This window comes from Amylibacter marinus (genome assembly GCF_030160015.1).
Taxonomy (GTDB): Bacteria; Pseudomonadota; Alphaproteobacteria; order Rhodobacterales; family Rhodobacteraceae; genus Amylibacter; species Amylibacter marinus.
Genome location: NZ_BSNN01000004.1, coordinates 466,646 through 483,098, shown reverse-complemented (window position 1 = coordinate 483,098; position 16,453 = coordinate 466,646). Strand labels below are relative to the sequence as shown.

At 54.0% G+C, this 16,453-nt stretch carries 13 protein-coding genes; 5 read left to right on the top strand and 8 right to left on the bottom strand.

Annotated features, from left to right (window positions below; genetic code table 11):
• The 3 genes from QQL62_RS09550 to QQL62_RS09540 all read right to left on the bottom strand — a co-directional run bounded on the left by QQL62_RS09550 (nt 1) and on the right by QQL62_RS09540 (nt 5,927).
• Nucleotides 1-1,551 carry an L-aspartate oxidase gene (locus tag QQL62_RS09550; RefSeq protein ID WP_284378259.1) on the bottom strand — a complete coding sequence of 517 codons (1,551 nt, stop codon included), beginning with the start codon at nt 1,549-1,551 and terminating at the stop codon, nt 1-3.
• Nucleotides 1,552-1,554: 3 nt separating this feature from the next.
• Entirely contained in the window at nt 1,555-2,595 is a 1,041-nt protein-coding gene (gene nadA, locus QQL62_RS09545) for a quinolinate synthase NadA (RefSeq protein WP_284378257.1), read from the bottom strand.
• Between the two features lie 80 nt (nt 2,596-2,675).
• The gene (locus QQL62_RS09540) at nt 2,676-5,927 is read right to left on the bottom strand and encodes a 4Fe-4S dicluster domain-containing protein (RefSeq protein WP_284378256.1); all 3,252 of its coding nucleotides are present in this window, start codon (nt 5,925-5,927) and stop codon (nt 2,676-2,678) included.
• A 237-nt stretch (nt 5,928-6,164) separates the two neighbouring features.
• Between QQL62_RS09540 and QQL62_RS09535 the strand changes: the two genes are divergently transcribed.
• The 4 genes from QQL62_RS09535 (at nt 6,165) to QQL62_RS09520 (ending at nt 9,713) form a co-directional block, all read left to right on the top strand.
• On the top strand, nt 6,165-6,590 hold the full coding sequence (locus QQL62_RS09535; RefSeq protein WP_284378254.1) for a DUF3726 domain-containing protein: 426 nt from the start codon (nt 6,165-6,167) through the stop codon (nt 6,588-6,590).
• Between the two features lie 139 nt (nt 6,591-6,729).
• On the top strand, nt 6,730-7,398 hold the full coding sequence (locus tag QQL62_RS09530; RefSeq protein WP_284378252.1) for an HAD family hydrolase: 669 nt from the start codon (nt 6,730-6,732) through the stop codon (nt 7,396-7,398).
• On the top strand, nt 7,395-8,471 hold the full coding sequence (locus QQL62_RS09525; protein WP_284378249.1) for a zinc-binding dehydrogenase: 1,077 nt from the start codon (nt 7,395-7,397) through the stop codon (nt 8,469-8,471). Before QQL62_RS09530 ends, QQL62_RS09525 begins: the two co-directional genes overlap by 4 nt.
• 12 nt (nt 8,472-8,483) lie before the next feature.
• A complete protein-coding gene (locus QQL62_RS09520; protein WP_284378246.1) occupies nt 8,484-9,713 on the top strand; it encodes a mandelate racemase/muconate lactonizing enzyme family protein in 1,230 nt (409 codons plus the stop codon).
• A gap of 19 nt (nt 9,714-9,732) precedes the next feature.
• On the opposite strand, the gene QQL62_RS09515 is transcribed toward QQL62_RS09520, so the two are convergent.
• The 5 genes from QQL62_RS09515 to QQL62_RS09495 all read right to left on the bottom strand — a co-directional run bounded on the left by QQL62_RS09515 (nt 9,733) and on the right by QQL62_RS09495 (nt 14,920).
• Nucleotides 9,733-10,473, bottom strand: coding sequence for an ABC transporter ATP-binding protein (locus QQL62_RS09515; RefSeq protein ID WP_284378244.1), 741 nt, complete (start codon nt 10,471-10,473; stop codon nt 9,733-9,735).
• Between the two features lie 10 nt (nt 10,474-10,483).
• A complete protein-coding gene (locus tag QQL62_RS09510; protein ID WP_284378242.1) occupies nt 10,484-11,242 on the bottom strand; it encodes an ABC transporter ATP-binding protein in 759 nt (252 codons plus the stop codon).
• Nucleotides 11,243-11,251: 9 nt separating this feature from the next.
• Nucleotides 11,252-12,442: a branched-chain amino acid ABC transporter permease gene (locus tag QQL62_RS09505; RefSeq protein ID WP_284378238.1), complete on the bottom strand. Its 1,191-nt coding sequence runs from the start codon at nt 12,440-12,442 to the stop codon at nt 11,252-11,254.
• On the bottom strand, nt 12,443-13,489 hold the full coding sequence (locus tag QQL62_RS09500) for a branched-chain amino acid ABC transporter permease (RefSeq protein ID WP_284378236.1): 1,047 nt from the start codon (nt 13,487-13,489) through the stop codon (nt 12,443-12,445).
• A 93-nt stretch (nt 13,490-13,582) separates the two neighbouring features.
• Nucleotides 13,583-14,920, bottom strand: a complete 1,338-nt coding sequence (locus QQL62_RS09495; protein WP_431355758.1) for a substrate-binding protein — start codon at nt 14,918-14,920, stop codon at nt 13,583-13,585.
• Between the two features lie 212 nt (nt 14,921-15,132).
• On the opposite strand from QQL62_RS09495, the gene QQL62_RS09490 reads away from it, so the two are divergent.
• Nucleotides 15,133-16,422 carry a short-chain fatty acyl-CoA regulator family protein gene (locus QQL62_RS09490; RefSeq protein ID WP_284378233.1) on the top strand — a complete coding sequence of 430 codons (1,290 nt, stop codon included), beginning with the start codon at nt 15,133-15,135 and terminating at the stop codon, nt 16,420-16,422.
• Nucleotides 16,423-16,453: the final 31 nt, after the last annotated feature.

Below are 16,453 nucleotides of genomic sequence, written 5' to 3'. Positions count from 1 at the left end.
TTACAGGCTGTCGCGCAGGGCAATTGCCTCTGCCAATGTTATTTCGCTACGGCTTTGAAAGGCCGGGTCTTTATCTGGGTAATCCGTGCGGTAATGGCCGCCACGGGATTCCCGGCGTAAATAGGCGGCGGCGGCAATCAGCGTGGCCGCGGCCAGCATGTTATCAAAATTGGTCGATGTACCGCCATATTCCGCATCAAGGGCGCGTAGGGTGATTAGCGCATCCTTTAGCCCCGCTTGTTCGCGTAATACGCCCACCTTGGCAGACATGGTTTCGCGTAGGCGTTGCACCGCCACCGGATCAACCACCGCATAGGCCAACTGTGGTATCGCCAGATTTTCCACCATCGGCTGACCGCCGGTTTTATCGATGGATTGGGCAATGCCCCCCGCGCATGTAGCCGCATAAACCAAGGCCTCGAGCAAGCCATTAGAGGCCAGACGATTGGCGCCGTGCAGGCCGGTAGAAGAGGCCTCGCCCGCCACCCACAATCCATTGATTGTGGACATGCCCGTTATATCCGTGGCCACGCCGCCCATATGGTAATGCGCCGCAGGAACCACCGGAATAGGGTCATTAACCGGATCAATCCCACCCTTTAGGCAGGCATCAGAAACCGAGGGAAATTCATCGATGATATGCGCACCAATCGCCGCGCGGGTGTCCAGCATTGGGCGATTGCCGGCTTGGTGTTCATTGAAAATCGCTCGTGCAACGATATCGCGCGGGGCCAGTTCGGCATCCTTGTGGATGGCCTGCATAAAGCGTGCGCCTGATTTGTTGATCAAGGTAGCGCCCTCGCCGCGCAGGGCCTCTGTTGCCAGTGGAGCGGGGTCTAAGTTCAGATCAATAGCGGTTGGGTGGAATTGCACAAATTCAGCATCAGCGATTTTCGCGCCTGCGCGCGCCGCCATGCCCAGCGCCAAGCCCCGCACCGATGGCGGGTTGGTGGTTTTGATAAACAAGCTGCCTGCGCCACCTGCGGCCAACAGGTATGTTTTTGCTTGTATAACAAAGGGTTCTTGGTTGTTAACGCTAACCAGCACGCCCTGCATTTGGCTGTTTTTGGAGATGAGATCCAGCGCGGTTGCGCCTTCGATCACGGTGATAGAAGGGGTTCTTTTCACCTCGGCCACTAGGGTTTTCATAATCGCAGCACCGGCCTGATCGCCCTTTACCCGTACCACGCGCGCAAACCCGTGCGCCGCCTCTTTGGACATGACAAACCCGCCGTCCGCCGTGCGATCAAAGGGGGTGCCTACATCGGCCAATTCCAAGACATGCGCCTTGGCAGCGCCAGTAACGAAAGAGGCGATATCGGGATCTACGATCCCATCGCCAGCGTTCACTGTATCCTCGGCGTGGGCCTCTGGTGTGTCGTCTTTGTCCATTGCGGCCGCCACCCCGCCCTGTGCCCATGCGCTGCTGGCGCCATCACCCAGCGGCTCTGGTGATAGGATGGTAACAGGACGCGGCGCCAGTGTAAGCGCCGCATAAAGCCCCGCAAGGCCTGCGCCTATGATCAGGGTGCTGTGCTGGGTATCTGGCATTTACTATTTCAAATCGATCATGCGTTGAACGGCTAGGCGCGCCTTGGCTGCGAGTTTTTCCTCGACTTCTACGGCACCTTCGCCGGTGTGCAGAGACCATAGGATGTTCTCGAGCGTGATTTTTTGCATGTGCGGGCATAGGTTGCAGGGCCCTAGGAAATTCACCTCTGGCACCTCGTTTGCGATATTTGATCCCATGGAACATTCGGTGATCAACAGAACCTTTTCAGGTTTATTTTTACGCACATAGTCAATCATGCCCGCGGTAGAGCCGCTGAAATCGCATTCATCGATCACATCTGTGGGGCATTCTGGGTGGCCGATGATCAGGGCATCTGGTTCGTATTTGCGGTATTCGCGCAATTCATCCGCCTTAAACTCGATGTGCACCATGCAGGCGCCTTCCCAATAGACGATCTTCTTCTTGGTTTGTTTTGCCACATTTTGCGCCAAGTGCCCATCGGGGGTCATGATCACCAAATCGCCCTCTTGGGCATCTACGATTTTGGCGGCATTTGAGGATGTACAGCAAATGTCAGAGGCGGCTTTTACCTCGGCGGTGGTGTTTACATAGGAGACCACCTTGGCCCCTGGGTATTGGGCGCGCATCATTTCGATATCCGCAGCGGTGATGCTCTCGGCTAGGGAACAGCCTGCCTTGCGATCGGGGATGAGTACGGTTTTCTCTGGGCTGAGGATTTTTGAGGTTTCGGCCATAAAGTGCACGCCACCTTGGATGATGGTGCTTTGCTTAACTTTGGTAGCCTCGATCGCCAGTTGCAGGCTATCGCCCACGATATCTGCAACACCGTGATAGATATCTGGGGTCATATAGTTATGGGCCAAAACCACGGCGTCTTTTTCCGCCTTTAGGTCATTGATTGCCTTGATGTATGGCGCGCGCGCCAGCCAATCGGCCTCGGGGATCACACGGTTGGCCCGCTGGTATAGGTGTTCGGTTTCTTTGAACATTGCGGCTGATGGCTCTAGGTCGAAGGCGGCTTCGAGCTGAGATTTCATTTCAGATGAACCAGAAAAAATCATAGTGCTCCCCTTGGGGTTATTGGCTGCAGACCTTTATTTAAGGCCGAATGTGTCGAAAGAGAAGTATTCATTGTTAATTATTAGAGATCAAGAGTGATCTTGGCCCCTATCGTTGCCGCACGCGACTGGCAGGGGATCATGGCTGTCTCGCGCTGTTTGTTAGACAATACGAAATCGCGGTGTTCGATATCACCGCCAGAGTAGCCGCATTTGCACACGCCGCAAATGCCATCGGAACATTTGGTATTCACGGGGATATTATGCGCGGCAAGCACCTCTGTTATGCTTTGATCCGCAGGGATATCAAAGGTTTGGCCGCTGTTGGCCAGCTGTACCACAAAGGGGTGGTTTTCATATTCGGGCGCCTCTGGGGCGCTGAAATATTCCAAATGGCGGTGGTCATCAGGCAGGCCAGCCTGCGCGCCCGCATCCATCACCGCATCCATAAATCGATCAGGGCCACAGGTATACAGATGGGTGTTTACCGGATTGCGGCGCATTATGGCGGACAGATCTGCACGCGTGCCGGTATCGCTGAAATGATATGTAACGCGATCTGCCCATGGCATTTGCGCCAATATATCGCCAAACCCTGCATCCATCTTGCGACTGCAACAGTAGTGAAGCTGAAATTCTAGACCCAAGGCATGGGCCTGATGGGCCATGGCGATCATCGGCGTAATGCCAATGCCTCCGCCCATCAAAATGGATTGCGCCGCGGGCGTCACCAGTGGGAAATGGTTGATCGGTTTCGAGATAAACACCCGCCGCCCTAGCGTGAATATCTTATGCAACAGCTTTGATCCGCCCTTGCCCGCATCTTCGCGCAGAACGGCGATTTGGTATCTGCTGCGATCCGCTGGATCACCACACAGCGAATACTGGCGGATGAACCCTGGGGCAATCACCACATCAATATGTGCACCCGCCGTCCACTCCGGTAGGTCAGCGCCATTTTCCAGTGTAAAATCATACAGGCTGATATTTGGGGTTAGCTCTGTTACGCGGCTTAGGCGTGTTTGCAATGCGGGGCTATCCGTTGGTAGCGTGTATTTATGCAAATGTTGATCCAGCGTCCCCGCATCGCTGTGGGTGCGGTACTCCTCTGGGGACAACAGCTCTTGATAGGCTTGAATACCCTGTTCGCGATCCATCGGAAACGGGAAAGGCCACGGTGGGGGGGCTTGGTCAGCGGGGTAAACGGCCAGTGTTTGCTCGGCGGGGTCGATTTTCAAATCCACCTGTAGATCCCGCTGATGGGTGCCGTTTTGCGTGGGGCGAAATCCTTCGTCTTCTTGGATTTCCAAATCCCACCACCACTTCTTCGCAGGATTTAACCCGCCATTGCCCAGCCGATCATCTAGGCGCGCCAGCAGGGGTGCGGCCTTGGGAATATGAGTTGCCGCCCAGCGAAAGGGTGCCTCGGCGAACAGGCCCTCTAGGTTCCATGGGCATGTTTTCATACAGCGCCCGCACATAGCCCCATCAGGTGACGTAATGCGATAGGTGGCACAGCGCTGGCTGTCTGATTTCCAGATTTCATAGCCATTGAACATTTTCTTTGGCCCTGCGGTGATCGCCCCCGATGGGCATTCCCGCGCGCATTTGTTGCAAGAGTTGCAGAAATTCTGCATGCCGAAATCAATGGGCTTGTCATGGGCCAGCGGCATATCGGTGGTGATCACACCGGATTTCAGGCGCGGCCCCAGAAACGGATTTAGGATCACCTCGCCAATGCGGCTGACCTCGCCCAACCCTGCCAGCAACAACAGGGGGGGCTGGATCACATCGCTATCGGTGGCGGTATGGGCCTTGGCGCTATAGCCCAGCGCGCGGATTTGTTCGGCAATCACCCCACCCAGCAACGAAAACCGCAGGTAGGCCCGCATAGACAGCGCCACAGAGATCCAATCATCCCCAGATGACCCATCCATCGTATCAAAGCGCTGATCCACGATCATTGAAATGGCGTTGGTATGGGTGGTTTCAATGGGTGTGCCCGTGGCATCATGCGAGTAGAATGCCCATTCAGGGGCGCGTGAAATACCTACTGCATCTAGGCCAAGAAAATAGGATGTAGCCTTGATGTTATCGGCATTGATTTGGGGATCGGTTGCGCTGTCATCAATGTGGGATGCCCGCTCTTTGTTTTGCAACAAGACAAATGCGCTCATGGGTTTTCTTTGGGCGCTAGAGGGGGCGGTTTTGCGCACATAATGCCCATTGCGCGCACCATCCGCCACCGCCGGTCCCAGATCGCCAAACTGGGCGCGGGCGAACAGATCGGCACGTTTGGGCACGCGGGGGATATTAGGTTCGTCGATCAGCGTGGTGGGGGTATCAACGCGTTTGATCTTCTCGAATGGATATGGGCCATCGACAAAGCGGCGCTTCTTGAACGGGTCGCTATTTAGCGCCGACTTCACCGAACCCTTGCCGATTTTCCATGCCAATCCGTGGCTGGCGCGCCGCGGTTGATCAGCCATAGCCGCAAGGGGCAGATCGGCGGCCATATCCAGTGTGGTGGTCACCACGGAAATTCCAAAACCAGTGCCCAGATAGGGGTTATGCAATGCGCCGTCTTGCCATGTGGCCAGCCCTGCCAAAACGGCCAGCCGGTTCACATTTACCTCGGATGCGGTGGCGGAATGTGCGCGGGCATCATGCCCTAACAGGCGGATATAGTTTGCCACCACATTGGCGACCTCTGCGCCCAGCAAGGCCGCGCGGTGGGGCTGGGCGTTTTGAATCCACGCGGCGCCCACCTCGTCAGATGCAGGATCACGGGGGTATTCATGCAGGAAAACCAAAGCATGGCTATGGGCGTCAATGCCGGTGGGCGGGGCAGACACCGCATCTTTCAGCTCTGCCATGATCACATCCATTCCGGCGGCAAATGTCTTGGTTTGTTTGGTCTGTAGATCCTGCGCTAGGGCCGCGACATCCGGATTTTTCAGTGGTTGATCCAGCCTGCATTCGTGCGTCATGCAGGCGATCCCCACCATCGATACATCCTGAAAATAGGCAAATGATTTAAAGTGTTGGGCGCGCTCTATCGGATCATTGGGGATTTCGCTGCGGCCCTTATTGATCAGCCCGGTGCGGATTGCATCCATCATGGCCTGATAGTCGCGCATGGCGTGGGTGATGGATTGCTGGGGCTGGCCCAGATCAAAGCTAAGGGGCGCGGGCGCAGATACATCTGACAAATCAGGCGCATCACTGCGGCGCGCCAAGCGTTCCAGCGGATAAGGCCCCAAATGAGGCGCGCGGTTTTTATCCGAAAAGATGCGCATCAGGTTTGGAAAACCGTGGAGAAAATCCCCAAACATTTGAACGATCCAAAGATTACAGCCGCCTCCGATTTATGCATGTTGGAACTGTACAATGAATTATATGACCGTCTAGTGGAAAATTTACGCGAGGTAATTATAGAAATTTCTACCATTGGTAGAATTGTATATGAATTTAAGTTGCTTTTACTTGTCCAAAGCCGTTAGTATTTTTACATCGCTATTTTAGATTATTCACATTCAAGTCGAGCCGTATAACACTTTAAAGGGCTAAAAATGCTATCTCGATCTAACATAATCAATGTTGCGCAACAGGCCGCCTTTGGGGCGGGCTATTCGTGGGATTTGGCGCAGGCGGCGGCAAAATCCACCGTTTATTTGATCGAACATCAGCGCGATGGCTTTGGCGCCCTGCTCGAGGTTTTGAATTTTGCAGATGGCAAACGCCAGCCGCTAGATATTTCGGGTGATGGGCCGGTATGTGGCATAACGCTGGGCATGCATCTCTCGCAGCTTGGCAAGGTGCCAAATGATCTGCCCAGCAAGATTGTTGGCGAGGCCCTGCTGATGGCCTTTATCCATGATGATAAACAGGTGATGATTCACAAAAACTGGCCCGCAGAAATCCCCGATGAGATTGTGCGTTTTGCAGCACGAATAAACCAAGCATCAATCCCCCACACCGCCCGCGCCAAGCGCTAGGATTCAAATACAAAACCTCCCAGCAGAATTGCGACATTTTTGTCGCTGAGTGGCAGTTTTTATGCCAAGGTGGATTTAGCCTAGCCTGAACGACCCCGCGACAATCCTTCGCCATCACTCCATCGCAGAGAAGTTGCCCATGACGCCCAAACTGATTATTTTTGATTGCGATGGTGTGCTGGTAGACAGTGAGCTTATTTCCAACACCGCCATTTCCCAGAATTTACACAGGCATGGTCTGACCCTAACGCCTCGCGCCTGTATGGCCCATTTCACCGGCAAAACCATGGCGATGATTGGCGAGGTGGCGCGTGACATGGGGGCCGATTTACCGCGCGGCTGGGTTGATGAAATCTATGGCCAGATCTATCAAGCACTGGCGCAAAAGGTTCAGCCAATCCCACATATTTTTGACGTGATTAATTGGGTCAAGGGTGCAGGGCTGCCCCTCTGCGTGGCCTCGAACGGCAGCCTGGAACAGATGCGCATATCGCTGGGCCGCACCCAGCTGTTGCCCCATTTTCAGCAGGCGCTCTATTCCGCGCATTCGCTGGGCATGCCCAAGCCGCGGCCTGATCTTTTCCTACATGCCGCGCGCCAATTTAATGTTGATCCCAGCGATTGTTTGGTAATCGAGGACAGCCCCAGCGGGGCCTTGGCCGCCCAGCGCGCGGGCATTCCCTGTTTCGGGTTCATCCGTGAAACACCCGCCGAAAGGATGCGCCCACTGTGCCAGCGGCTGTTCACATCAATGGCAGATCTGCCCAATCTAATTGAAACCACACCCTCTGAACTGGAATCCCAATGAAAGCAGCTGTTTGCCGATCCTTTGGCCAGCCTCTTCAGATCGAAGAGGTCACCCTGGCCCCGCCCAGCGCCGGGCAGGTGCATATCAGGGTCGATGCCTGTGCCATTTGCCATTCTGATATTGCCTTTATCGATGGCACCTTTGGCGGTGATCTGCCTGCTGTTTATGGGCACGAGGCCGCGGGGCGTGTGATTGCGCTGGGCGAGGGGGTTAGCGATTGTGCGATCGGTGATCATGTGATTGCCACGCTGATGCGCTCTTGTGGTACCTGTGGGCATTGCATGGCAGATCACCCGACCAGTTGTTCCAAGCCCTATGATCGCATGGCCCAAAGCCCGTTGCGCGATGCGGCCGGCAAACAGCTGGAACATGGCATGGCCATTGGGGCATTTGCCCAAGAGATTGTTGTGGATCAAAGTCAGATCATGGCTGTGCCTGCCCAAATGGATATGGATGTGGCCAGCCTATTATCCTGTGGCGTGATCACTGGATTTGGGGCGGTGACCAATTCCGCGCGTATGCCGCGCAAGGCAAGGGTGGTGGTAATCGGCGCCGGCGGTGTGGGGCTGAACACCATTCAAGGGGCGGCCCTGAACGGGGCGGAACAGATAATTGCGGTGGATCTATCCCACGACAAACTGGATGTTGCCCGCGATTTTGGCGCGACCGACTGTTTGATTTCGGATGGCACGCTTGTTGCTCGGGTCATGGCCCTAACCGGCATTGGTGCTGACTTTGTATTTGTAACCGTAGGCGCGATCAGCGCGTTTAACATCGCCCCCGATCTATTGGCCCCGCGCGGCGAGGTGATCATAGTTGGCATGCCACCCGTTGGCGCCAAGGCCAGCTACCAGCCTGTGAACCTAGCGTCCGCCAGCCAAGCGATCCGCGGATCCAAAATGGGCGAGACGGTTCTGGCGCGCGACATCCCCATGTTGCTGGATCTATACCAAAGGGGCGCGCTGAAATTGGACGAGCTGATTTCAAACCGCTATTCTTTGGATCAGATAAACGAGGCTATTGCCGATACCAAATCCGGCAACGCCAAGCGCAACGTCATTGTGTTCGACTAGGAAAGAGCAAAAATGAAGCTATGCGATCTGGAAATTTTTGTGGTGGGCAATCAGCCGCCTAACTGGGGCGGGCGCTATTTCATATTCGTCAAGCTTACCACCGCTTGCGGAATTACGGGCTATGGCGAAGTGTATGCCGCATCTGTAGGGCCGGATGCGATGATAGCTGTGATCCGCGATGTATTCCAGCGCCATATGCTGAATGAAACCCCTGAAAACACAGAGCTAATGTTTCGCCGCGCCTATTCCAGCGGCTTTACCCAGCGCCCCGATCTAACCGTAATGGGGGCGTTTTCTGGGCTAGAGATCGCCTGCTGGGATATACTGGGCAAGGCCCATAACCGCCCTGTCTATGCATTGCTGGGGGGGGCGATCAATGAGCGGGTGCGCAGCTATAGCTACATTTATCCACTGCCCCATCATGATCTCGATACATTCTGGACGGATCCCGATATGCAGGCCGAGGCCGCATTGGCCCTAGTGGATCAGGGTTTCACGGCTGTTAAATTTGACCCCGCTGGCCCCTATACGGTGCGCGCGGGGCATATGCCATCCATGCGCGATATCGATGCATCGGTACGCGTGGGAAATGCCATTCGCGCGGCGGTGGGCAACCGCGCTGATCTATTGTTTGGCACCCATGGGCAATTCAGCACGGGCGGGGCTATTCGCCTTGGGCGTGCTATCGAGGGATTTGATCCCCTGTGGTATGAAGAGCCAATCCCGCCAGATAATGTAAGCGAGATGGCGCGCGTGGCGCGCGCGGTGCGCATCCCTGTGGCCACGGGCGAGCGTCTGACCACCAAGGCCGAATTTGGTGAAGTGTTGCGCGCCGGTGCTGCCAGTATCGTGCAACCCGCTCTGGGGCGTTCTGGCGGAATTTTAGAGGGTAAGAAAATCGCCGCCATCGCCGAGGCGCATAATGCCCAGGTGGCCCCGCATTTGTATGCGGGCGCGGTAGAATGGGCCGCCAACATTCAATTGGCCGTGAACATCCCCAATCTATTGATGGTCGAGACCATCAAAACCGGTGGCGGATTTTGGGGGGATTTGATCCATCAGTCCATCACATGGGAAGATGGCTATATCCTAGCGCCCCAAGAACCGGGGCTGGGCATTACATTCAATGAAGATCTGGCGCGGGCAAACCCGTACCTTGGCACGGGTTTGCACCTACAGGCGCAAGAGGAGCCTTGCGACTATTCCCATGGGAATAGCTTTGGTGGTGGGGCTGTAGATTAGCCCCCTCCAGATCCTCGTACTAGATCGCCAAATATTCGTGGCGCAGCTGTTCGTTATCCAGCACCTCTTTGGCGGTGCCATCAAACACCACCCCGCCGGTATCCAGAATAACCGCGCGGTCTGCCAACTTTAGGGCCGCCACCGCGTTTTGTTCCACGATAATGGTGGTGATGCCTTGCTCGCGGATCAGTTTCAGGGTCTTTTCGATTTCCTGAACGATCACGGGCGCTAGACCCTCGTAGGGTTCATCCAGCAACAACAATTTGATGTCGCGCGCCAAGGCGCGCCCGATTGCCAGCATCTGTTGCTCACCGCCAGAGAGGGTTGTGCCCTCTTGTTTGCGCCGCTCGCCCAGACGCGGGAACAGTTCGTAGATGCGTTCAATTGTCCAACCGATGGGTTTTTCAATCTGGGCCAATTGCAGGTTCTCTTCCACGGTTAGGCCCTGAATGATGCGGCGATCCTCGGGTACCAATGCTATGCCCGCCTGTGCCGCCTGATAGGCCTTCATGTGGTGCAGCGGCTGATGGTCCAGCCAGATTTCACCGCGATGCACCGCCGGATCATCAAGGCGTGCCAGCGCGCGTAGGGTGGATGTTTTGCCCGCCCCATTTCGCCCAAGCAAGGCCAGAATTTCGCCTTCGTGCACATTGATCGATACGCCCTGCACGATATAGCTCTCGCCATAGTAGGCGTGGATGTCATGGGCAGAAAAGTAGACCGGTTTTGAGGGTTCTTTGTTGTCAGAAGTATTTGTCATCTTATCCGCCTTATACTTGTGCTTCGCCAAGGTATGCTTCTTTTACCTTAGGGTGGCCTTTGATGTTTTCGGGCAGATCTTCGACGATCACGGTGCCCTGTGCCAGAACCGATATTTTTTGCGCCAGCGAAAACACCACGCCCATGTCATGTTCGATAATTGCCATGGTGATTTTCAGCCGCTCTTGAATGGTTTTCAACAGTTCGATTGTGCTTTCTGTATCGGCCCGTGCCATGCCGGCGGTGGGCTCGTCTAGCAACAGCAGTTTTGGTTGCTGAGACAGGCACATCGCCATTTCAAGGCGACGTTTATCACCGCGAGACATGGAAGATGCGATCATATCCCGCTTGTCGATCAGGTTAACATCCACCAGCATTTCCTCGGCGCGTTCACGGATATCCTGTTCAGAGTGCACACGATTTAATGCATTCAGGGTAAAGGCCCCATCTCGTTTGGCAAAACAGGGGATCATCACGTTTTCAAACACCGACAATTCAGAAAAAATTTCCGGCGTCTGAAACACGCGGCTAACCCCCACCTGATTGATCTCGTGGGGTTTAATCCCCAACAGGGATTGGCCATTGAACATGACCGTCCCTGTATCGGGCACCAGTTTGCCCACGAAACAGTTTAACAGGGTTGATTTACCCGCACCGTTAGGGCCGATGATGGCGTGGATTTTGCCTTCTTCGATATCCAAGTTCACATTCTGGAGGGCCTTCAGCCCGCCAAAGCTCTTGTTTACGTTATTTACTTCTAGAATTCCCATCTGCCGCTCCTATTCTGCAGGTGTCGTTTTGGCAGAAGAGGTTTTCCCTTTTGCGCGGCGGTTTTTCCACCAATTGCCGATGCGTTGCGCGCCCTCCATCAGGCCACCCGGCAAGAAGATAACAATCGCCATGAACAACAGGCCAAGCGTTAGGTGCCAGCCCTTGCCCACGAAAAAATGCAACACCCAGACAATGGCGTTTTCCAAACCATCAGGCAGGAATGCAAACCAGCCGTGCAGAACGGTTTCATTGATCTTTGAGAAAATATTCTCGAAATATTTGATGAAGCCCGCGCCCAGCACTGGCCCGATAAGCGTACCAGCGCCGCCAAGGATTGTCATTAATACGATCTCGCCCGATGCTGTCCATTGCATCCGTTCGGCACCGGCCAAAGGATCCATAGAGGCCATCAAACCACCGGCCAAACCAGCATACATGCCAGAAATAACAAAGGCCGCCAACGTATAGGGCCGTGTATTGATCCCCGTATAGTTCAGACGCGTTTGGTTGGTTTTAATCGCGCGCAACATCAACCCGAAAGGCGAGCGGAAAATCCGCAAAGACATATAAAAGGCCGCAATCAAAAACAGCGCACAGATATAGTAGCCGATGTTGAACTGAAACGCCCAAGGTCCGATATCCAACGTAAAGGTATCCTGCATCTTTAACCCAAACAGATGCGGCACAGCTATTGAGTTTTCATTCATGAAAACCTGTGGATCATCCGCATACACCTGTAGGCCGGTTTCGCCATTGGTCAGCGGCGTTAGCACCGAATAGGCCATAGCAAAGGACATCTGGGCAAAGGCCAGTGTTAGGATCGAGAAATAGATACCAGAGCGGCGCAGGCTGATATAACCGATCAACAGCGAGAATATCCCCGCGACGATAACCGATAGGATCAGGCCTGGTATGATATTCATGCCCAATAGTTTGAACATCCAAACCGCGGAATAGGACCCCACACCCAAAAAGGCCGCGTGACCAAAAGACAGGTAGCCCGTTAGCCCAAACAGGATGTTAAACCCAATGGCCAGCACCCCGAAATATGCGAAGCGTTGCATTAAATCGGGGTAGCCCGCGTTGAATTGCGCCATGGCTGACCCTTCTGGGAAGGGATTCAACAGGAAGGGTGCCGCGATGGCGATAAAGATGACAAACAGCAGGGTGCGCTTGTCTGATTTTGCAAGAGATTTCATTTATTCCTCCATTACGCCAGCTTTGCCCATCAAACCGCGTGGTCTGGTTAGCAAGACGATAATGGCCACTAGATAGATGATGATTTGGTCGATTGAGGGTAGGTAGATCGCCTCGAAGAAGGATTTAACCACATTCATAGAAGCAAAACTTTCTAGAATACCCAGCATAAATCCTGCCGCGACTGCGCCGGGTAAAGAACCCATGCCGCCCACAACAACAACCACGAATGAGATAACCAAGAATTGCATACCCAATTCATAGGAGGGTGGCTTGATCGGGGTGTACATCACCCCCGCCAGCCCCGCGACCACAGCCGCGATAGCAAACATGATGGTAAAACGGCGATCGATATTAATACCCAGCAGGCCCACCGTCTCGCGATCCGCCATGCCAGCACGCACAACCATCCCAAAGGTCGTAAACCGCAGAAAGGCAAAAATCGCTCCGATAATTCCAAGTGCAAAGAAGAAGTAAACTATGCGCCAAGTGGGATAGGCCAGTTGCCCTGCCCCCATACCAAACATCGCCCCAATATCAGAAACCCCCGCCAATGAATCCGGTGCCGGCACCTGAATTTCCGTTGCGCCAAAATTGGTTTTGACGATTTCGCCAATTACAATAGCCAGACCAAAGGTCACCAAAATTTGGTCTGCATGGGGACGTTTGTAGAAATGTTTAATCAGACCACGTTCCATCGCATAGCCGATTAGCAACATAACGGGTATTGAGAACAGCAGCGCCAAAGGAACCGCCCAATCTATAATGGTCATACCCGCGCTTTCGCCGAACCATTCCACCACATAGGGTGTTTTAACCTTGGCTGGATTACCCAGAAAATCCACCTTGGTCGGATCGATTGTTATTTTGGATAGCCCGATAATATGTTGCAATGTAACGGCGCAAAACGCCCCTACCATAAACAGCGCACCATGGGCGAAATTCACCACCCCCAGTGTGCCGAAAATCAGCGTAAGGCCCAGCGCGATCAACGCGTATGCGCTGCCTTTGTCCAGACCATTTAGAATTTGTAGAAGGAGTGCATCCATGTCCCGTATACCTTGTCTTCCTCGGATTTGCGCGGTGCAATCCGGTGCAAGGTCGCGGCGCAAAAACGCCACGACCGCGATTTAAAGATTTGATTATGCGCCCGAGTTACATGCGCCCAGATTACCGCCCGCAAACATTGGGTGATCTGGTGCGTATTCAACCTGTGCTCGGGGGGTGATTTCCACAACTTCCAGAACATCAAATTCAGAGGTTGGGTTCTCTTTACCCTTCACCACCAATACATCCTTGAAGCACTGGTGATCTTCGGCGCGGTACTCGGTTGGGCCATTGCCCAAGCCGTCGAATTTGAAGCCCTCTAGAGCCTCGGCTACGCCGCATGGGTTAAAGGTGCCGGCACGCTCACATGCATCCGCATATAGCAGGGTTTGCACGTATGTTGTGTGCGCCGCCTGTGAAGGTGGGAAGCCGTACTTCTCGCCAAAGGATTTAACGAATGCCTTTGTACCTTCATCCGTTAGCGACCAGTGCCAGTTGGTAGAGCCAAAGATTCCTTTGACGTTTTCACCCGCACCACGTGCCATTAGGCGAGAGTACAATGGAACAACGATTTCGAAGTTCTTGTTGTTCACAACCTTGTCACGCAGGCCGAATTGAACCGCAGAGGTCAACGAGTTGATCATGTTTCCGCCGTAGTGATTCAGCACCAAAACATCAGCACCAGAGTTCAACACAGGCGCCACATAGGACGAGAAGTCTGTGGTGGCCAGTGGTGTCAGCACGTTGTTCACGGTATTCCAGCCCTTGGCCTCGGTTGCAGCAGCAATCGATTCTTGCTGTGTCCAACCCCATGTGTAATCAGCCGTTAGGTGATAGGCATTACGGTCTTTGCCGTAACGTGCCTCTAGCACCGGTGCCAAGGCGGCACCTGACATGTAACCATTAAAGAAGTGGCGGAAGCCATTGGCCTTCTTATCCTTACCGGTTGTATCATTTGAGTGTGTCAAACCGGCCATAAAGATAACGCCAGCTTCTTGGCATAGGCCCTGCACCGCAATCGCCACACCAGAAGAAGAGCCACCAGTGATCATCACTGCCCCGTCTTTTTCAATCATGGATTTTGCAGAGGCACGCGCTGCATCGGATTTGGTTTGCGTATCACCTGTTACATATTCCACCTTTTTGCCAAGGATACCGTTACCCTTTAGCTCTTTGGATGAGAATGTGTTCATCATGCCGCCATCGCCGCCGCCATTCAGATGCTCAACGGCCAATTGATAGGCGCGCAACTCGTCCGCACCCTCGTCCGCATATGGGCCAGTTTGTGGAACATTAAAGCCCAGCGTAACCGAGCCGCCTGTCGGGGCATTTGTATAGGCCGCCACAGGGCTTGTGATCAATGTAGGCATCGCCAAACCGGCGCCAGCAATGGCAGTGGTTTTCAAAAGCCCACGTCGTGTAAAGTTAGACATAGATATCCTCCCTAGTTCTGTCCGCAGGTTGCCTCCTCGCAACATACGCCAGTGTCCAATAGACCTCTTTACGCTACGGCAAAATGAAAGTTATTCAACAACTACTTGTTTATTAACGCTTTTTTTGTAAATTCTAATCATTTGCAATTCCCAATAATGTAAATTAATTTACACATAACCCCAAGATGTTTGATTTTGCAGGAGAAATATCCATGGCCAGAACTCTCTTAGGCACCCGCATCCGCGAAGCACGCCGCGCGAAGAGATTAACCCAAAAGGATCTTGCACGTATTGCGGGTATATCTGCATCCTACCTAAACCTGATCGAACACAACCGCCGCGGAATCGCCGGGAAAACCCTGCTATCGTTGGCGAATGCACTGGAAATTGATCAGAGCCTGCTGTCAGAGGGATCGGATCGCGCGTTGGTGGATCGCGTGAAGAAAGCCGCCCTTTCGGCCAGCCACCTAAAGCCGGAAACCGAGCGCACCGAGGAGTTTACCGCCCGCTACCCCGGTTTTGCGCGGCTGGTGGCGCGCCTACAGGATCAACAGGAACAACAGCAGGAAAACTTTGCCGCATTAGCGGATCAAATGCACAATGACCCCTTCTTTGCCGAATCGATCCATTTGATGCTGTCCAACATCACGGCCATTCATTCCACCGCCGATATTTTGGCCAGCATGCCTGATATACCGCGCGATCAATCTCAGCGGTTTTTGCAAAACCTTCTGTCCGAAAGCGCACGCCTGTCTGAAACCGCTAGTGATGTCTTGGATCATTTTGAGCCAAGCTCTGATGCGCAGGTGGCCAGCCCCGACAACGCGCCATTTGATACATTGCTAGAGCAGCATCATTTCTACCTAGAGCCCCTGGAGCAAGGCCGCGAGAGTGTTGCCGAAATGGTAGAAAAACTGGCCGTTCCCGCGGCCCTACAGATCCAGACCAAGGCCTCGTTGCAATCCTATGTGGATATGGCAACCACCCTGCCAATCCAACCATTTTTGGAAACAGCGCAGGCCCATCATTTCGATGCGCTTAGCATCGCCTCGGACATGGGGGTCGCGTTGCCCTTGGTGATGTTTCGATTGGCCCATATGCCCCAGGCGCCGGATATGCCACGGTTTGGGCTGTTGCAATGCGATGGGTCTGGGGCGGTTTTATACCGCAAACAATTACCGGTGTTTGCGCTGCCACGGTTTGGAGGGGCCTGTCCGCTATGGCCGATTTACCGCAGCGCCTCGCAGCCCACCCAGCCCATTGCCGCATTTATAGATCTGCCCAGCGGCGAGCGCCTGTTTACTCTTAGCTATTCCTACCCAACCGAAGTGGCGCAGATCGGCATGCCGGCGCAATCTGAAAGCATTATGTTGTTCACTGCCGACTACGCCCTGATTGACGGGTTGAAATCCCTACCACAGCTATCCGTTGGTATGCAATGTGCGGTCTGCCCACGCCAAAAATGCAGTGCTCGGCGCTCGGCCTATTTACTAGATAAATAAACACCGTTTGACCTGTGGCAAAATCCAGCTA